This is a genomic window from Rubritalea profundi, assembly GCF_002954445.1.
GTDB lineage: Bacteria > Verrucomicrobiota > Verrucomicrobiia > Verrucomicrobiales > Akkermansiaceae > Rubritalea > Rubritalea profundi.
This window is the reverse complement of record NZ_MQWA01000001.1, coordinates 1918667-1937798: the sequence shown is the minus strand read 5'-3', so window position 1 is coordinate 1937798 and position 19132 is coordinate 1918667. Positions and strand designations below refer to the sequence as shown.

At 52.5% G+C, this 19132-nt stretch carries 12 protein-coding genes; 7 read left to right on the top strand and 5 right to left on the bottom strand.

Annotation, left to right across the window (positions count from 1 at the left end):
- Nucleotides 1-229: 229 nt before the first annotated feature.
- Together BSZ32_RS08545 and BSZ32_RS08540 are read right to left on the bottom strand one after the other, a co-directional pair.
- Nucleotides 230-1576 carry an ammonium transporter gene (locus BSZ32_RS08545; RefSeq protein ID WP_206018775.1) on the bottom strand — a complete coding sequence of 449 codons (1347 nt, stop codon included), beginning with the start codon at nt 1574-1576 and terminating at the stop codon, nt 230-232.
- A 559-nt stretch (nt 1577-2135) separates the two neighbouring features.
- Nucleotides 2136-3752 (bottom strand): L-serine ammonia-lyase, iron-sulfur-dependent, subunit alpha, encoded by a 1617-nt coding sequence (locus BSZ32_RS08540; RefSeq protein WP_105043049.1) that lies wholly within the window; start codon nt 3750-3752, stop codon nt 2136-2138.
- Between the two features lie 832 nt (nt 3753-4584).
- Between BSZ32_RS08540 and BSZ32_RS08535 the strand changes: the two genes are divergently transcribed.
- The 4 genes from BSZ32_RS08535 (at nt 4585) to BSZ32_RS08520 (ending at nt 9865) form a co-directional block, all read left to right on the top strand.
- Nucleotides 4585-7458 (top strand): PSD1 and planctomycete cytochrome C domain-containing protein, encoded by a 2874-nt coding sequence (locus tag BSZ32_RS08535; RefSeq protein ID WP_165788741.1) that lies wholly within the window; start codon nt 4585-4587, stop codon nt 7456-7458.
- A 21-nt stretch (nt 7459-7479) separates the two neighbouring features.
- Nucleotides 7480-8961 carry a DUF1501 domain-containing protein gene (locus BSZ32_RS08530; RefSeq protein WP_105043047.1) on the top strand — a complete coding sequence of 494 codons (1482 nt, stop codon included), beginning with the start codon at nt 7480-7482 and terminating at the stop codon, nt 8959-8961.
- Nucleotides 8962-9354: 393 nt separating this feature from the next.
- Nucleotides 9355-9594: a ribbon-helix-helix domain-containing protein gene (locus BSZ32_RS08525; protein WP_105043046.1), complete on the top strand. Its 240-nt coding sequence runs from the start codon at nt 9355-9357 to the stop codon at nt 9592-9594.
- A 16-nt stretch (nt 9595-9610) separates the two neighbouring features.
- On the top strand, nt 9611-9865 hold the full coding sequence (locus BSZ32_RS08520) for a type II toxin-antitoxin system RelE family toxin (protein ID WP_105043045.1): 255 nt from the start codon (nt 9611-9613) through the stop codon (nt 9863-9865).
- 130 nt (nt 9866-9995) lie between these two features.
- On the opposite strand, the gene BSZ32_RS08515 is transcribed toward BSZ32_RS08520, so the two are convergent.
- Both BSZ32_RS08515 and BSZ32_RS08510 read right to left on the bottom strand, forming a co-directional pair.
- A complete protein-coding gene (locus BSZ32_RS08515) occupies nt 9996-10718 on the bottom strand; it encodes a hypothetical protein (RefSeq protein ID WP_105043044.1) in 723 nt (240 codons plus the stop codon).
- Between the two features lie 76 nt (nt 10719-10794).
- Nucleotides 10795-13167, bottom strand: a complete 2373-nt coding sequence (locus tag BSZ32_RS08510) for a hypothetical protein (RefSeq protein WP_105043043.1) — start codon at nt 13165-13167, stop codon at nt 10795-10797.
- Between the two features lie 348 nt (nt 13168-13515).
- On the opposite strand from BSZ32_RS08510, the gene BSZ32_RS08505 reads away from it, so the two are divergent.
- The 3 genes from BSZ32_RS08505 (at nt 13516) to BSZ32_RS08495 (ending at nt 18271) form a co-directional block, all read left to right on the top strand.
- Nucleotides 13516-14934 (top strand): DUF1549 domain-containing protein, encoded by a 1419-nt coding sequence (locus BSZ32_RS08505; protein ID WP_105043042.1) that lies wholly within the window; start codon nt 13516-13518, stop codon nt 14932-14934.
- Nucleotides 14935-14936: 2 nt separating this feature from the next.
- The gene (locus BSZ32_RS08500; RefSeq protein WP_338066256.1) at nt 14937-16673 is read left to right on the top strand and encodes a DUF1553 domain-containing protein; all 1737 of its coding nucleotides are present in this window, start codon (nt 14937-14939) and stop codon (nt 16671-16673) included.
- A 107-nt stretch (nt 16674-16780) separates the two neighbouring features.
- Nucleotides 16781-18271: a DUF1501 domain-containing protein gene (locus BSZ32_RS08495; RefSeq protein WP_338066236.1), complete on the top strand. Its 1491-nt coding sequence runs from the start codon at nt 16781-16783 to the stop codon at nt 18269-18271.
- Between the two features lie 397 nt (nt 18272-18668).
- On the opposite strand, the gene BSZ32_RS19740 is transcribed toward BSZ32_RS08495, so the two are convergent.
- On the bottom strand, nt 18669-19132 hold a 464-nt coding region (locus tag BSZ32_RS19740), incomplete at its 5' end, for a PEP-CTERM sorting domain-containing protein (protein WP_240610591.1).

Sequence of the window (19132 nt, the reverse complement as noted above, 5' to 3'; positions counted from 1 at the left end):
TCAGCACTCCAAGGTTTTGTCACACTGAGCGATCACCTTGATTGTAGAATCCAGCACGGACTTAAGGGCCATTTCGTCTAAGCAGGCATGACTATTCCTTACCATTAATACCATTTGAACAGTCATCTTACCATAATGATGGGTTTTTAAGGTTGGGTGAAATAGTCAGCGAGGCTGAGGCCGAAGGAGCGCCATTCTAGGCGGCCCCCAGTACGCCCTAACTTTGTGGTTAAAGTTCACTGTAGCCGCTCTCGCCATGGTCTGTGAGATCCAAGCCTCGGTCTTCCTCTTCTTCGCTCACGCGTATACCGATGGTTTTCTTCACCACGATCATAATGATCACGGTAGCGACGGCTGACCAGACGATGGTGACTCCGAGGCCTGTGAGTTGGATACCAAGCTGCTCACCCATAGGTTTGAGGTTGCCGAGTCCGCCGAGGCATTTCTGGCCAAAGAATGCGAGTAAGATGGTGCCGAGAATGCCGCCCACTCCGTGTACAGCAAAGACATCGAGAGAGTCGTCGATTTTCAATTTACTACGGATCAGATTGATGGCGAAGTAACAGACAACAGCAGCGATTGTGCCGATGGCGATGGCTCCCATAGGGCCTACATTGCCTGAAGCGGGTGTGATGGTGGCAAGCCCAGCGATAAGTCCTGTCACCAAGCCTACGAGGCTGGCCTTACCGTTGAGAGTGCGCTCTAGCAGTGCCCATACGAGACCGGCGGTGGCGGCTGAAAGATGGGTGACAAGCATGGACATACCCGCTGCTTGGCTGGCGCCAACCTGGCTGCCTGCATTGAATCCAAACCAACCGACCCAGAGCATGCCAGCTCCGATGTAGACCATACCAGGGTTATGAGGTGGGTGGGGATGCTCAGGGAAGCCGCGGCGTTTGCCTAGCATGATGGCCATGATCAAAGCTGAGACTCCGGCCGTGGCGTGGACGACGATCCCTCCGGCGAGATCCTGGACACCCATTTCATAAAGCCATCCTCCACCCCAAACCCAGTGGGTGACAGGAGTGTAGACAAGGACTAGCCAGAAAGCGGTAAACAGCATGATGGCGCTGAATTTCATCCGCTCGACGACAGCGCCGATGTAGAGGGCAGGTGTGATGATGGCAAAGGTCATTTGAAACATCACCCATAAGGTTTCGGGGATTTCGCCACCCGCACTTGTTTTTGTAGTAACGCCATTGAGGAAAGCGGCATCGAGGTTTCCGATCCAACCACCGTCGCCACCCTTGAAAGCGAGGCTGTAGAGGGCAACAACCCAGAGAACGGAGGCCAGACATGCGATCCCTGCGCATTGTGCCATCACAGAAAGTACGTTTTTAGAGCGAACGAGGCCGCCGTAAAAAAGAGCGAGGCCAGGCATCGTCATGAACAACACCAATGCGGTGGCCGTCAGTATCCATGCGGTGTCACCTGAATTGATGACGGCTTCGGCATCTCCAGCAAGGCTGGTAGCCGTGGTGCCGAGAAAAAGGAATGTAGCGGTAAGGAGTCTGCGAAACGGCGTGAGTGGGTTCATGGAAAGCGGGTTGTCTGAAACGTGAAATAGAGTGCTCATACGAGCGGAGGTGCAGAATCGCTAGGAACGAGCATACCGTAAAGAGCGAAATTCAACCAATCACGCCAGCGCGTTCTAGCGAGGGATTTCTAAACCACTGAATACGCCAAATTTCACGCATTGGCTCAGTAGCATCAGACATCTTGCAAATGGGGGTTTGAGTGCGGCCTTAACTGATTAAAAAAAACCACCCCCAGTCCCGCCGGAGATCTGGTTGTTCGTTTCAATGGCCATCCCTACGGGGTAGGTGGCTCCCTCATTGCACTCTCAAACACCGCTAACGGTGAGCCTGCGGTTGTTGCTGAATCGGGGGATAGATCGGTCCAGCTCACCACTAAGGCGAATAACTCGTTGGTGGTGGCCTCCCACGTCTCGAATGACTCACAGTGGAACGCGGCTCTCACGGCACAAGCACCGCTGACCCAGGGTAGGCTCGGCAACAGGAGCATCGGGTTACATGCGTGTGCAATCCAGCAGCAAGGTGATGCTCGCCTTTTCCGGAAACGGCCCAGAACCCATTACCGTAGCGGTCGCATTCGCCCCGCACCCCTAATCGGAGCTATTTATTACAAGAAGAGTCACAGCCGCGGGATTGACTCGCTCCCAGCGCTCGTTTTTCAAGACGCTTGGCAATATTACCAGCAGTCGGAGTGGTGGAAAGACCACCCAAGTTAGTGCATTTTAGCTCGCGTGGAATCTGATGTGCCACCTTGTTCATGGAGACCACCACTTCATCAAATGGGATCAGATGCTGGTATCCTGCAAGTGCCATGTTCGCACACGATAGAGCATTAGATGCGGCCATCACGTTTTTACCGAGACACGGAGCTTCCACACGATTCGCAATAGGATCACAGATCATACCAAAACAGTTTTGCAGCGCGCTCGATGCGGCAGCAAGTTGATGACCCGTGCTACCACCTGCCAGATGGACAATCGCAGCCGCGGCCATCGCCGATCCAGATCCACACTCTGCCATGCAGCCACCCTCTTCGGCAGCAAAGGTGGCATCGCGGGCGATAAACACGCCGATAAGTCCTGCAACAAGCAAGGCTCTCGCCCGCTCCTCTTCATCAGCGCCTAAAGCATCCGCGATAGCGAGCACCGCACCCGGCATTGCACCGCAGGACCCTGCCGTCGGAGCTGCCACGATGATACCCATCGACGATTTCATCTCCATCAATGCAGAGACGTAACGAATGATCCGATTATTGATATCAGCGGGGATCAGGCGGCCTTCATTTTCGGCCTTGGTAAATCCAGGGCTCTGTGCGGGTAAAATGCGATCTGCGTACTCGGTGCCTTTTAGCCCGTCCTGCACGGCATCCGCCATGATTTGAGCCAGAACTTTCATCCGTTCAAGAACTTCATCCACTGTGATACCACCACGTGCCGCCTCGTATCTGGCGGCACATTCCCAAAGCGGGAGCTCTGAAAAGTCTGGGTGGCTCTGCATCTCACCACAGCGAGTGAAAGGAACCGTTAGATCTTGTCTGGAAAGAATCGGTAAGACCGCGTAGAGGACGCGGTGACGGGAAGCAACCAAAGACACCCCAAGTTGAGTCAAATCCTCCTCCGCGGGAATCACACGCGAGTCAAATCGTAACAAGCCAGCTTGATCCGCCCCCGGCAGCCAAGTGACGGCTTCCGATTGCTCGGTGAGATTTGATGCGCCATAGGCCGAGCTATCCGGCTTCTTATCCAACCAAAAAAATGTCGCGTGGAGATCACCCACGCCACCCAACGGAATACCATCGATCGCTTGGAGCTCAATCATACCGCCACCTGTCGAAATGGCATCGAAGTGATACGCTGTGCCACTTTCCCCAATAAGCTCGAGTCGATAAAAGTTCGGGTGCGGCGCGTCGTAGGAGACGTAGTTGACAACCACCTCGATACCCGCGTCTTCAAGAGCCTGCGGATACGTAGGTAATCGGGCATCGTGGGGCTCCCAGCCAAGTATACCGCTGTATAGGCCCAAATCTGTTCCCTGATCCTTGTGGGTCGTAACGAGAGAACCATTGGGGTCGTAATTCGCGATCAATTTACAGACTCGTTCACCTACAAGATTACGCGCCATTCTAGCAATACGGTTTGCGGCCGCACTATGTGAGCTACTAGGACCACGCATCACGGGACCAAGCACATCATTAAAGATACTAGGATACAAACTCATAAGGTAATTATGGCATTAGTAGGCATGTAGATCATCTAAATTCGACAATTTTTCTCATTCCAGATGAAAAACCCCCAATCCGTTCACTACGTATCCACCCGCCCAAGCGCCCAGGAATAATACTTGACAATACACACACACCCTCACTCCCCTTTCTCCGACGACCTCAAACTTTACTTCCCAAAAAGAAAATCCCTCGCGTTTAGCCAGTTTCTTTCGATATTCCTAGTGTATTTTTATCAGCTAACCAGTGACCACTGCCACACCGAGGAGCTCAGCCCGCTTGTCTTGAACCCCTCCAACTAGGTCTTAAGCTTCTTCACTATATCAGGATACTTGTGCTACAAATTTGTGATTTCTCCGGGATTGATATTCACGCCGTGGTGGGAGTCCGCCATAAGAATTGATTTTCTCTATTGGTGAGTGATAGTTGTTTCATTGTTAAGCCGTAAGGAGATTACAGCTAATTATTCCTTAAGGGCACCTCCGGCAACTAGCGTTGGTGATGCTGGAAAGAATTTCAAGCGAGGCTAGGCGTGATGAGTGAGCGGATTTTTATCCGTGAACGAAGAATAACGCAGCCTTGCGCAGAAAGGCTTTCCAGCCCGAAGGGGGCCTATCTTAAAAAACGAGCTACGCTCGCAAATTTAAAGAATTAATAACTCACACACCGACAGCGGGAGTTGCCGGAGGTGCCCTTAATCTATTCTGGGTAGGTTGTCGGCCTTTTGAGCCTTTAACTTAAGGAATTAGATAATATCAAATTTCACGATGATGCGCCTTGAATCTAAATACCATTGCCACATATCGCTTACCAAGACCTATAACTAAATTGCTCACCATCCTGCTACTGATCACACCTCTGTCTGCAGAGGTCGATTTTTCCCGTGACGTTCAGCCTATTCTTAACAAGAACTGTATTGCCTGTCATGGTGGGGTAAAGGAGGCGGGTGAGGTCTCTTTTATTTTCCGAGACCAAGTTCTAGGCAAAGGCAAGTCTGGCAAAATAGTCGTTGTTCCGGGAAAGCCGGAAGCATCTGAAATGATCGCGCGTGTCACCACAAACGATCCGGACGAGCTAATGCCGCAGCCGAAGCACGGCCCACGCCTCAGCAATGGCGATGTCGAGACACTCCGTAAATGGATCGCCGAGGGCGCCGTATGGGATGAGCATTGGTCTTTCTCTGCGCCAGTGAAGCACACCCTACCCAGCGTAAAAAACAACGCATGGCCAGCTCACTGGATCGACAATTTCATCCTCGCTAAACTCGAAAGTCAGAATCTCACCCCCTCACCCGCGGCCAAGCCATCCGAGTGGTTCCGCCGCGCCTCCCTCGACCTGATTGGACTTCCGCCCACAATCGCCGAGCTCGACGCCTTCGAGACCTCCGCTGCAAAGGACTTCCCCGCCGCTATCGAGAAGGAAACCGAGCGCCTGCTCGCTTCCCCGTACTTTAGTGAACGCTGGGCATCCGTCTGGATGGATTTAGCGCGTTACGCCGATTCCGAAGGCATGGGCAATGATAGCAACCGCAATGTCTGGAAATATCGCGACTGGATCATCGGGGCCTTTAATAAGAACCTGCCTTACGACCAATTCATCATCGACCAACTGGCTGGCGATCTCGTCTCGGGATCGACACTCGACCAGAAGCTCGCCACCACGTTCCACCGACTCACGCAGGCGAATAGTGAGGGTGGCACCGATGACGAAGAGTTCCGCCTGCTCGCCGCGATGGATCGCAGCGTCACCACTTGGGAGGTGTTCCAAGGGCTGTCGATGAACTGCGTACAGTGCCATAGCCACCCCTACGATCCTATCAAACATGAGGAGTATTACACCAGCCTCAGCTTCTTCAACAATGCCCGCGATTCCGATGCCGCAGGCAACGCGCCGATGCTCGCTATCCCCCTCGATCAAGCAAACTACCCGAAGGCAAATGCACTGGTCGGAAAAATCAGCGAGCTCGAACAATCTATCTATCAACAATGGTCAGCGCTCGATGCAAAGACATCATGGCTGCCGGTGAGCAAGCTCACCGCATCCTCCCCGACCGCCGAAATGAGCATCGTCGATGTCAAAGGTTTCGCGGAGTTTCGCGCGACGGATAACGCCAAATCGGGATCCATTTACACGCTTGATGCCACCCCTCCCGCTGCGCTCACATCGCTTTCAGCCTTCCGCCTCACTTACCTTCCCAAGGACCTGAAAAAAGCCCTCAACGATGCCGAGTGGGGAGCATCTCTGAACCACATCAAGGCGGAAAAAATCACCGTAAATGGCAAGGCGGAGCCGCTCAAGCTCGTCGATGTCGTCGCCGATGAGGCGCACCCGCTTCGTGATCCTTTGAACTCGCTGAAAAAAGGTGGCAGAGGATGGGGCACCCACTACAAGTTCTTCCGCCCCCGCCACGCCACCTTTGTCCTAGAGAAACCTGCATCCATGGCCTCCGGCGAAACCATCCGCCTGACCTTAAAAAACGGCGGCACCTACCTCGCATCCTTTCCAATGGTAGCGAAGCGCGGTCGCATCTCCTTCAGCTCCGATCCCGGATGGATAGCAATGCAGTCCAATTCAGCCATCGTTACAGCACGCACCAAGCTGGAGCAAACTAAAGCAGCTCTGGCAGGAATACCGAATATCAAGACTCCAGTCATCACCGAGCGTGATCCCGAGCACTCACGGCTCACCTCATTCTTCAACCGCGGTAACTGGCTCGATAAGGGTGATGTCATCCCCGCCTCCAATACGCCTCATGTCTTCCCGCCGCTGAAGGCTGAAAACGTCAAGCCGACCCGCCTCGACCTCGCGAAATGGATCGCCTCTCCAAAGAACCCACTCACTGGCCGGGTCGCGGTGAACCGCTTCTGGCTCGAGCTTTTCGGAGTCGGCATCGTTCCAACTCCCGAGGATTTCGGCTCGGCCGGCGTGAAGCCCACCCACCCCGAACTTCTTGACACACTTGCCGTCGAGTTTGCAACCGAGATGGATTGGAATATCAAAACGCTTCTGCATAAACTTGTGACCAGCGCCACCTACCAACAGGCGAGCGCAGGTAGCCAGATGCTACATGAGAAGGATGCTGACAACCGCCTGCTCGCTCGCGGCCCTCGTCAGCGTCTCACCGGAGAGATGGCGCGCGACGCAGCCCTCACTGCCTCCGGACTACTCCACTCTCAGCTTTACGGTCTGCCCGTTTACCCGCCACTCCCTCCCGGTGTCTGGAAACCTTTTGTCGATGCCAAGCGCTGGAAAACTCCTGAGCCTGGAAACCCGCAGCGCTACCGCCGTGCTGTTTACACCTACTGGAAACGCAGTATTCCCTATCCTACGTACGCGACTTTCGACGCTCCCACCCGGGAAATGTGCAGTAAGCGCCGCATGCCCTCCAACACCCCGATTCAAGCTCTCGCTATAATGAACGATCCAGCATTTCACGAATGCGCGCAGATGCTTGGTCAGCGCATGAACAACAGCGCAGAGGAATCGATCCAAGAGAAAATAGCGCTGGGTTACCGTGCGGTAACATCCCAAAAAATCACCTCTGATCGCCTCTCCGAGCTGCATCAGCTTTTCCTCGAGCTTCAGCAAACCTACGCGAAGGACCTCAGCCTCAGCAAAAAGCTCGCTGCGACTCCCGAGCAAGCAGCACTCACTGTGGTCGCTTCCGTGCTTTTAAACCTGGACGAAGCCATAAACCGTTGAACCTTTACAAGTAATAAACCGATGAACCTTTACCAAAAACTCCAGGCTGAAAAACTCCAGCACACCACCCGCCGGCAGTTCCTGCGTGACTGCACCACTGGCTTGGGAGGTATGTGGTTAGCCTCTCAAGGGGTCGCCAACGCGGCAGGTCCATTGAATATATCTCGTGACCCATCGAGCCCACTGGCACCACTATCGCCATCATTCGCGCCAAAAGCGAAACGTGTGATCTACCTCCACATGGTGGGTGCACCCAGCCAACTTGAGCTTTTCAACTACAAGCCGATCCTTAAAAAATACGACGGCAAAGAGTGCCCTAAGGAGTACCTCGAGGGGCAGCGATTTGCCTTGATTCAGGGGATTCCAAAAATGCTGGGTCCGCAGTTCGAATTTGCTCAACACGGTCAGTCAGGTAACTGGATTTCCGATCGGCTTCCCGAGTTGGCGAAGCATGCTGACAAGATGTGCATCATAAAAACCATGCAGAGCGATCAGTTCAACCATGGTCCAGCTCAGTTGCTGGTTCAGACCGGAAACCCGAATCTCGGACACCCCTCAATGGGCTCTTGGGTCACTTGGGGGCTGGGCACGGACAATCAGAATTTGCCCGGCTTCATGGTGCTGATTTCCGGCGGAAGAATCCCCCGCGTCGGCTCCTCTCTCTGGGGCAGCGGTTATCTTCCTTCGGTCTACCAAGGCGTCCAATGCCGAGCCACCGGCGATCCAGTTTTGAATGCGGCAAACCCCGCTGGCATTTCATCCAGCATCCGACGCAAGGCACTCGACTCGTTGAATAATCTTAATCAACGCACATTTGATGAGATCGGTGATCCAGAGACTGTTACTCGGATTGCCCAATACGAAATGGCCTACCGTATGCAGACCTCCGTTCCTGAAACAATGTCTATCGACGACGAGCCAGCGCATATCCACGAGATGTATGGCTCCGAACCCGGTAAGGCATCTTTCGCCAATAACTGCCTTCTCGCCCGCCGCCTAGCAGAAGACGGCGTCCGCTTTATCCAGCTCCACGACTGGGGCTGGGATTCACATGGCTCTAGTAAAAGCGAGGCGCTCAATGGCGGCTTCAAAGACAAATGCCGCTCGATCGATAAACCCATTTCCGCGCTACTGACGGACCTCGATCAGAGAGGCATGCTGGAGGATACTTTAGTCGTGTGGGGAGGAGAATTTGGAAGGACTCCGATGTTGGAAAACCGGGGCGGTGGAGCTGGCAACAAATTTACCGGCCGTGATCATAACCCGAACGCTTTCACCATCTGGATGGCGGGCGGTGGAGTCAAACCAGGAATCTCCTATGGAGAAACCGATGAAATGGGCTATCAAGTCGCCAAAGATCCCGTCCACGTCCGCGACCTACACGCCACCATGCTCAAGATGTTCGGATTTGATGCCAAACGCCTTTCCTATAATTTCCAAGGACTCGATCAGAAATTGATCGGGGTGAAGCCCGCGAAAGTCATCACCGATATCATCGCCTAGCAAAAAATTGCTCACCCCCCCCCTTTTCTCCCCTCTCAAGGGCGACCTGCGGCAGACGCTGACCACGATGGGGCCAGCGAGTTCATGAACCACTAATCGAACGGGTCTTACTCATCCAGCTTGGGTGGCTACTTCAATTTTCAACCGCGAAATATCCAAATGACGCGAAAGAAGACTTGGGTTATCAGACTTTGGAGCCCAACGGGGGATTGCTGGTTGATTCGCGTGCCCCTTCTTCGGTTGGATATTCCTTGTTGGGCATTGGATATTCCGTATTTCCGTTAGCCCAAGGGGCTCAGACTGCCGAAAAACTCTTTTTTGAACTCTGATTTCGCTGATTCGTGACAACCTAAACATTTTGACGTTTAGACGTTTTAACGTTAAAGTAGCAGCATGGCAACCAAGCAAGCAAAGCGAGCGACGATCTATCTCGATCCAGATCTGCACCGTGCCGTGAAGATCAAGGCAGGACTTTCTTCGGTAACCATCTCTGAATTGATCAGCGAAGCCATCCGTGACTCATTACGTGAAGATGCCGCCGATATCAAAGCGCTCGAATCATCAAAAAACGAACCTTCCGTGAGCCTCGAAGACGTCCTTAAGGAGTTCAATCTCGAACGACTACTCAAGTAATTGGGACGATAAAGTCATGGATTGGGTGATTCAGTTCAAACACTCGGCGTTGAAAAGTCTGAGAAAAATTGCAGCCAAAGACAGAGAACGGATTTTAGCCAAAATCATCACATTCAAGGAAGATCCACGCCCGCTGGGCAGCCTCAAGCTCATCAACCAGGAAGCCTATCGCATCCGCCAAGGGGATTACCGCATTATCTACACTGTTGAAGACAACATCCTGCTCATCGAGGTGATCCGCATCGGTCACCGACGCGATGTTTACGGCTAATCCTGATGCGCATCAAGATTTGTCCAATTGAGAAAGAGCTCTGAGGTTGAGAGAGTTCCTTTCAGCACCTAGTGGTGTTACGTTTTACGTGTTCAGTATTATGCCCACCTTGGGCTTGTCCTATGTGACCCTATTTCAACGCCTTCGCCTTTTCATTGATGTCGTCGAGTTCGTCTTTGAAGAGGCCGAGCCGGGTGGCGATGTATTCCTCGATGGATTCTGGGGGGAGCAGGTCTTTGAAGGTGGTTCTCATTTGCTTGGAGAGCCGGTCTGACTGTCGGACGATTCCGTTCATGTATCCTACCGCCTTGTATCCTTGTGCCGGGTTGCGGGCGCTGGTGCGGCGGGGGTCGCGTAGGCAGAGAGTGAGATGTTCGCGCGCCTGCCGGAGGTTCTTCCAGCCATTGCGGCGGAGACCTGTCATACGCTCCATGAGTTTTTTGCACGCGAGGAAACGTTCTTTTTCGCCCAGTTCCTCAAGGGCGTCCACACAGGCGTCGACGCCGCCGGCGGGCAGTTTGCCATCGTGCAGGATCACACCGATGGCGATCAGAGTGTCGAGCGCGGCATCGATCGGGACACACTGCATGGTATCCGCACTCCAGCGGCTCCAGCCGGTGGCGATGATGCCTTTCAGCTTGTAGCGACCGTTGACATCGACCCAGGCCGTTGCATTTTCCACACGTTCGCTGATGACGGGGCGGTCCGAGGTGTGCCGTTCGGGAGTAGCTTCGGCACCCTTGTAGGCCGTTGCGCCCCACAGAACCATACCATGCTCATGGAAACGTTTGATGTATTTGGTGTTGCCGTGGCCCGTTGCGTTGTCGGGGTGACCGCTATACCCCCAAACCATCAGGTCGCACTTGGTGGGGAGCGAGTTAGGGGCTAGGAGGGGGCGTGCCCCTAGGCTTCGCAATAAAAGCCCAAGCCTATTTCCTCTCCAGCACCAGCTTTGTGCGCTCCCAAGGGAATGGGTAGGCGCTGATCCAGACTTCTGATTTGTAATTCAGGTTTTCTTTGTCGTATCCAAGAACGAACAGCTCGATGCTCTTTCCGATGTATTCCTTTTTCATCGGAATGTAGTAGGTGTAATTTTTGTTGGGGCCGGAGGCAAAGTACTCCCAAGGATTGCAAAGCATCGATGGCGCACGGTCCGGCGCACCGACGAGCTTGCCGTCGATCTTAGCGGCCACGTAGGCACCTTCTTTTCCGTGAACACCATTGAGAGCAACACACAGGTAACTATTCGCTGGGACTTCATCTAAGGTGATGGTCGATTTCCATGCCTTGACCGCTCTCATCCTCTGGGGATGAGTGAATAAGTTAGAGGCTTTCCAATTTGATCGATCCAATTTCTTACCTGCAGTAAGACCTTCGATTTCTGCGATCTGACGTGCGAATGATCTGAACCTTAGGTAGCGAACCGATTTGCCAATCGGGATGGTCATTTCAGTTCCAGCTAGATAGGTAATCGGCTCCCAGCTTTTTAGATCGGTAGAGACCTCTGCGATGTTCCCTTCGGCTTCCTTCATAGGAGATAATGAAAACACATCCGGCACCGTGACGATGAGTTCATCGACATGTTGCACCTTGCCTAGGTCGAGACGGAAGCCTGGTCGGTTTGTGTTGATTTTGGTGGATGGGAAAAAGGTGGTTTTCAAATCGCCATCGAACAAGTTTTTATCCCAAACGGCTCGCTCAACAAATGTCTTTTGGTTAAAGAACGCATCGCGGGCGGCTTTGACTGCCGGGAATTTTGTTTCTCCCGAACGCTGAAGGGACCTTACTTCCAAGGCATTGTTATCGGATGCAAACATAGTGGCTTCGTAGAGCGCTTTGGCATCGGATGGGACTGGCACCTCGGTGAAGTCACCCAACTTCCGGTGGGTTTTATTTTTCAACAATTTACCCTCGAACTTCATCGAGACACTTCCACCTTGCAACAATTTCGATGCGTCCTTGCCGTTGATTTTGGCGGATTTGTAGTCGCCTGCATTCAGCAACGTCACCTTGGAGGTAGTGCCGGGCATGCCTAGTAATTCGATCTCTACCGGCTTGCCAGCAACGTCTTTGATGACCGCGAAATCTACACCGTCGACGACTGGGTCAGAATATTTCTCTGTCGTCGCCAATACCATGCAAGCTCTGAATGGCGATACTTCCACATCGACCACTGCACCCCTATCGAAGGTGCCCAACACTTTTTCTGTCGGATGCAATTGCAGCAAGGTGACTTTGCCTTTGGATTCTAACCCGATCTCGTCGTCTAACTTAATTTTATAGGATGTACTCTCCCAATTCAAATTCCTAAGAGTCACCATGCGAGTGCTCTTGCTACCTCTCGCAACAGCATTGGGGCCATAAGATTTCGGCAGCACATTTCCGGTGGTCAGGATGTCCCGGTATTTTTTGTGCAAATTGAAAATACGGGCCAGCTTGGCGAACTCACGGTCATTGAGCAACCAAGGGTTACCATAAATCTCTGGCGATAAGATCAACGCTCGGTTGAACGCTTGTAGGATGAGGTCGTCCTCCCAGTAGTCGATACACGAGGAAATACAAACTCCATGGTCTTCGGTCAGCCTTTGCAAGTCCGGCACCAATCCCCTTGAGAGCGCCTGACCACGATGGTGGGGAGCTGTCATATTATTGGTCATGTGGACATCGATGTAAGTTTCGGCACCGCCGAATAGAAACGTCGTTGCGTGCGGTTTGGCTTTCTTTAATCCAATCCGGTGGTTCAGCAAAATGAGGTCAGGGCTATGCTTGCGCGCCTCTGTCATCATTTTGATAAATGCATCTTCTTTCTCAGGACGTAAAGGGCCGCAGACCGTGTCAAACTTGAAGAGGGCAAACTCATAATCTTTACATAATTTCACCATCTGGTCGGTGCGCGCTTTTTCCTCTTCCGGTGTGTCACCAAACCCGTCCGGGCCACCCCAAACACCTAGGCGGATATCCAATGACTTGGCTTGCTTGTAAACTGGGTCAAAGCCATTGGGGAATTGTTTTTTAAACCGGTCAGAGTAAATGCTTCCATAAAACTTGGCTCCATCAATGGCACCGGCATCAAAGGCATAGATGTCGAGCTGCATGCCGTATTCCTCTTTAAGCCAAGCAAAGAACTCCAGGTTGATTCGCGTGTGCTCCTCGTCGGCTCCTTCGTTGGTATTGTTGATCCAACTAAAATATTGTGCCCGCGAGGGAGTTGATTCATCAGCGCCAGCGAAGACTTTATCTTGCGCATTTGTCAGCTGACAACACAGGACCAAGGGCAAAAGAGTGGTTAGTAAATGTTTCATTGAGTGTTCGGAATGAGTTTTTGAATAGGCAGTCTGAGCTCGCGAGCGTGAGGCCTCAGACGTGCGGCAGCATGCCTCGCCCCCCGCAAATCGCAAGGATTATTCCTCCCGGCCACTGGCCTAAATTTCAGGTATTATCCCCACATCGCATCATCATCCGACTGGACCACGGTCCATTTTTCGAAAATGGATCAACCGGATGATCACTTTAATCTAAAGACAGACAATCCTTGTGTGAGCTGCCTAGCGCGATAGTGAACTGGTGCGGATTTCTACTAGAATTTTTATCATGTCGCGTGAAATAATTTGATAGAATCCCCCCCATCAAACCATTATAGAATATAACATATGTGGAAGTATCTTTATCTCGGCGTTATTGTGGGTTTTTCTGCCATTTCGTGCTCGGAAAAACCTAACCTGACCCAAACCCCTGAACTGCAAGAATCAGCGGTGTCAGAGTCAGCTGAGCCAGAACTACAAAAACTGCCTGAACTCGTGTCCTTCAATGAACACGTTCAGCCCATTTTATCGGCCAATTGTTACCATTGCCACGGACCAGATTCTGGCACCCGTATGCCAGAGAGCGAACCTCTGCGCGTCGACAAAGCCGATGCCGTATTTTCACCACGAGAAAGTGGCAAACCAGTCATCGTGAAAGGCGCACCAGATGCCTCATTCTTGTTGCAGTTGATGGAGACTGATGACCTGAACAAGGTAATGCCACCAGACCCCAGCAAGAGCCCCCACGGCAAAAAAATGGATCCGCAGGACATAGCGCTGGTACGCAAATGGATCGCTCAGGGCGCCGTGTTTGAAGACCACTGGGCCTACATCGCTCCGAAAAAAGAACCACTCCCACAAACCAAAAACCCAGACTGGTCACGCACACCAGTCGACCACTTCATTGCGGCTAAAATGGACGCCGCTGGTGTGTCTCCAAATCCAGAGCAGTCGAGGGCACGCTTGCTGCGTCGTTTGCATTTTGACCTCACCGGACTTCCGCCGCAAGCTGAGGATTTAGAAAAATTGCTCCAGGACAAACGTGACTTCGACCTCATCTACTCCGAGCTAGTTGACAGGCTCTTAGGCACCCAAGAATATGCTGAGCACTTCTCCCGCCAATGGCTGGATGTAGCACGCTACGCAGACACCCACGGAATCCACATCGACAACTACCGCTCGATCTGGCCGTACCGCGACTGGGTTCTCAACGCCTTCAAAAACAACATGCCCTTTGACCAATTCACCCGTGAGCAAATCTCCGGCGACATGTTGGCGAATGCTACCAGTGCCGAAAAAGTCGCCACCGGCTACTTGCGCTGTCTGCCGACCACCGGCGAGGGCGGCTCCATCCCTGAAGAAGTCCGCGCTATGAATATGCAGGACATGACCGACACCGTGGCCTCCACATGGCTCGGCCTATCCACTGGCTGCGCGGCATGCCACGACCACAAATTTAACGAGATTTCCACCAAAGAAAACTACCAGCTCACCGCGTTCTTTAATAACACGCCGATGAACCCATTGGATGGCAACAACGAAAAGCACCCGCCGAATGTATTCCTGCCTAATAAGGAAAACGAAAAAGCATACAATGAGCTCATCGCTAAAATCAACCAACTCACACTCCAGTCAGAAGAATACCAAAAGCGAAGCAATGGTAATTTCCTTAAATGGCTCAACGCTAGCGCCCAGTCAGAGATGCTCAAGATTTCTGGGAAAATCAGCCGTTTAGCTTACCCCTCGATGACAAAGCTTCCGGCTTAAAAATCCAAGGATCAAACACCGTCGCCAAACCACTACACCCACTGCAGTGGACCAACGGTCCGTCAGGCAAAGCCGCAGAATTCAATGACAACAACAGCATAAATCTAGGGCAAACTGGTGACTACGATCACAACCAAGCATTCGGATTCAGCTTCTGGATCAAGCCTCCCAAGACTAAATCGGCTTCCATAATATCCAAGATGGATGTTCAGAATAAACACCGCGGTTACAACTTCTATATAGAGGACAGACAACTCGTCATCCACATCTCAAACGAAACCCCTAAACGCGCCCTCAAAGCGCGCACAAACACACAACTAGACACCGATAGCTGGACACATGTCATCGTCTCTTATAATGGCTCTGGCCAACGCAACGGGCTGAAAATCTTCATCAATGGGGAAGCCCAAAGGCTCAAGACTCTCATAAACTCGCTCAAGGACAGCAAAGAAAGAAGCATCAAAAATAAAGCGCCATTCCTCATTGGAGCTCGCCATGATGGCTATGACTTCAATGGCGGCGCCCTTCTGAACCTCGTCATCCATGAAAAGCACATCACTAATGACGACGCCTTTGCCATCAGCCTGGACCAAATGCTCAAACACCGTGGCGATCACCACAAATTAGGCGACAAACCAATGGAAGCGGCACAGGCATACTACTTCGAATCCATCGATCCAAAATCCAAAGCAACATACGCCGAAATTGCGCAGTTAAACAAATCTAAAGTAGACCTTCAGAAGCACGGCCACTACAGCCTCGTGATGCAGGAAAAATCAAACTCAGCCCCCTCCGCTCAGATCCTTATCCGCGGCCAATACAATGTGAAGGATGAGGAAATCCTCAGCGCTGGCACCCCTGCCAGCCTGCCGCCAATGACCGATACCATGCCGAAAAATCGACTCGGCCTAGGAATATGGCTCACCGACCCCGCCAACCCACTCCCAGCACGAGTCACCGTAAACCGATACTGGGGCTACATCTTTGGCCGCGGAATCGTCGAATCCGTGGGCGACTTCGGAGTCATGGGCACACGCCCGACCCACCCAAAACTGCTCGATTGGCTCACCGTTGACTTCGTGGAAAATGGCTGGGACATCCAACACCTGATCCGCACCATCGTGAACTCCTCCACCTACCGCCAGTCCGCTGTCCTCAGTGCTGAAAAAATGGCCAACGACCCCGACAACAACTACTTCAGTCGCGGTCCACGCTACCGCCTAGATGCTGAGCAAATCCGCGACCTTGCTCTCAGCGCATCAGGACTCCTAAGAAAACAACTCGGAGGACCATCGGTAAAGCCCTACCAACCAGAAAAAATCTGGGAATCCGTGGCTATGCCCACATCAAACACCCGCTTCTACAAACGTGACTCAGGCGACAAGCTCTACCGCAGATCAATGTACACATTCTGGAAGCGCACAGCCCATCACCCAACCATGGACATCCTCAATGCCCCAGCACGCGAGGTGACCTGCGTGCAACGCGAACTCACCAACACCCCCCTCCAGGCATTCGTCGTGATGAATGACCCACAATTCATCGAATGCTCACGCAACTCGCCGACCAAGCCATCCAAAATGGCAAAACCTCGAGCGAACGCGCCAACTGGATTGCCCAGCGATTGCTCAGCCGCTCGCTCGCTGAGGATGAAATCGAAATCATCGAAAAAACCTACCAGAAGGCCATCGCCAGATTCTCGGACAAGCCAGATCAGGCAAAAAAATTGGTCACTGTAGGCGACTCAAAAGCCACCACCACCGAGCTACCAGAGCTCGCCAGCTGGACCCTCATCGCCAGCCAAATCCTTAACATGGACGAAACCCTCAACAAATAAGACTACCTTATGGACTATTCTGATATTCTCAAATCGATCGACCTCCAGAATACCTCTGTGAGCCGACGCCAATTTTTCCGTCACAACGCCATGGGCTTAGGCGCTGCCGCCCTCACCTCCCTGCTGCCCAAGGAACTCCTTAATGCTGCGGGCAATGTCATCGGCCAACCAAACTTCGAGCCCAAGGCAAAGCGCGTGATCTACATCTCACTTATCGGCGCTCCTTCCCAGTTCGAAACCTTCGACTACAAACCCAACCTCAGAAAAGAGTACAAAAAGGACATCAAAGACTTCCTTGTAGAATCTGGACAACGCCTCACTGGCATGACCTCTAGGCAAGCATCCTTCCCTGTCGCGCCATCCTTTGCCGACTTCAAGCAATATGGTCAATCCGGCACTTGGATCTCAGATACCTTGCCCAATATTGGCAAAATGGTCGACGACATCTGCATCATCAAAAGCATGCACACCGATGCCATCAACCACGAGCCCGCGAACCAGCTCATGTACACCGGCTCTATGCAGAATGGCAAAGCCTCACTTGGCTCCTGGCTCTCCTACGGTCTGGGATCACTCAACAATGACCTGCCCACTTTCTGTGTACTTCACGCCCAACCCGGCTCACCTAACGGCAACACTCAGGCTATTTCATCCCGCCTCTGGGGCACCGGATTCCTCCCCGGAAAACACGCGGGGGTCAACCTCCGCGCCCAAGGCGACCCCGTGCTCTTCCTCAAAAACGCCCCGGGAATCGACCGCCAACTTCGCCGCGATATGTTAGACGGGCTCTCTGCTCTCAACCAAAAAACTCTAAAAAGTGTCGGAGACCCGGAAATCCAAACCCGTATGCAGCAATACGAAATGGCCTACCGCATGCAGATGTCCGTACCTGACCTCACTGACATGAGTGATGAAAGCGAGCACACCTACGAGCTCTATGGTGAAGAGGCCAAAACTCCAGGCTCCTTTGCCAATACCGCACTCATGGCCCGCCGCCTAGCCGAGCGCGGAGTCCGCTTCACCCAAATCTTCCACAGAGGTTGGGACCAACACAAAGATCTCCCAACCAACATTTCTCACCAATGTAAAGACATCGACCGAGCATGCTATGGCCTTATCCAAGACCTCAAGCAGCGTGGCCTACTAGAAGACACCCTCGTGGTCTGCGGCGGCGAGTTCGGACGCACCGTCTACTCACAGGGAATTCTCACCGATAAAACCTACGGACGCGACCACCACCCCCGCTGCTTCTCCATGTGGATGGCTGGCGCTGGCGTCAAAGGCGGTATGGTCTACGGAGATACCGACGAGTACTCCTACAACATCACCACACCGGACCAGAAAGTCCACGTCCGTGACCTTCACGCCACCATCCTCGAACGCTGCGGCCTAGACTTCCACAAATTCGGATTCCTCCACCAAGGACTAGAACAAAAAATCACTGGGGTAGTACCCGCCAAGGTCGCCACAGACATCCTACACAGCTCTCACATGGCGTGAGACTGCTCTAGCAAACTTCTGACACTTGACCATCGTATGCTCTATTAGCCTGTCAGAAATGGCACAATAAAAGGATATTCGAGCTACGGGGCCTAGGTTTGGAGTGCTGAGGCTGGACTCAGATTTGCGGCAGGCGAGGCTGAACGTGTGTGGTGCGGTAGCCTGCCAGACAAATTGAATATCCAACAGCCAACAAGGAATATCCAGCCGAACAAGGGACACGCGAATCAACGTCGCTGGCAACAAATACCGGTCAAAAACAAAACTCCGTGGTGACACCAACTACTTGGTAATTGAATATTCCTTGTTGGCTGTTGGATATTCGACCAAACGAAAAAACCCCGCTCCCCGGTGATGGGGAATGGGGTTGGAATGAATGTTTATTTCCGAGGCCGGGTTACTTGCGGCGACGGAGGATGAGGGCTAGTCCACCGAGGCCGAGTAGGGCGGTGGTGGAGGGTTCTGGGACGGCGACGGCACGAAGCTGAAAACCAGTAATTGTCTCGCGGCCTGATCCGCTTGCTAGCACCTCAATATTTCCGCTACCATCAGCAGTTACGTTATTGAAATACGAGAAAATACCTGCTGCAGCTCCTTCGACGTAAGTTTCACCACCCGTGGTAATCTTGCTTTCCCCGAAAGTATCTGGACCCGCTCCTTCTGCAGTCATCGTTTCGTTCGGAAAGGCATCAGAAAAATAGAATATAAGTTCATATGTTTGACCCGCACTGAGCTGGCTTATCGTGAGATTGTGAATGGTTGTATTATCATCGTCTCCAAATTTACCCTGATATGTCAGATCATCAGGGCCCCAGCCAAGATTACTATTACTATTAGTCCAACCAGTGAAACTATTAACCC

Excerpts from the sequence above, each read along its gene's own strand:
- BSZ32_RS08545 (WP_206018775.1), bottom strand. The coding sequence starts at position 1,576 with ATGAGCACTCTATTTCACGTTTCAGACAACCCGCTTTCCATGAACCCA.
- BSZ32_RS08540 (WP_105043049.1), bottom strand. The coding sequence starts at position 3,752 with ATGAGTTTGTATCCTAGTATCTTTAATGATGTGCTTGGTCCCGTGATG.
- BSZ32_RS08530 (WP_105043047.1), top strand. The coding sequence starts at position 7,480 with ATGAACCTTTACCAAAAACTCCAGGCTGAAAAACTCCAGCACACCACC.
- BSZ32_RS08525 (WP_105043046.1), top strand. The coding sequence starts at position 9,355 with ATGGCAACCAAGCAAGCAAAGCGAGCGACGATCTATCTCGATCCAGAT.
- BSZ32_RS08520 (WP_105043045.1), top strand. The coding sequence starts at position 9,611 with ATGGATTGGGTGATTCAGTTCAAACACTCGGCGTTGAAAAGTCTGAGA.
- BSZ32_RS08515 (WP_105043044.1), bottom strand. The coding sequence starts at position 10,718 with ATGGTTTGGGGGTATAGCGGTCACCCCGACAACGCAACGGGCCACGGC.
- BSZ32_RS08510 (WP_105043043.1), bottom strand. The coding sequence starts at position 13,167 with ATGAAACATTTACTAACCACTCTTTTGCCCTTGGTCCTGTGTTGTCAG.
- BSZ32_RS08505 (WP_105043042.1), top strand. The coding sequence starts at position 13,516 with ATGTGGAAGTATCTTTATCTCGGCGTTATTGTGGGTTTTTCTGCCATT.
- BSZ32_RS08495 (WP_338066236.1), top strand. The coding sequence starts at position 16,781 with ATGGACTATTCTGATATTCTCAAATCGATCGACCTCCAGAATACCTCT.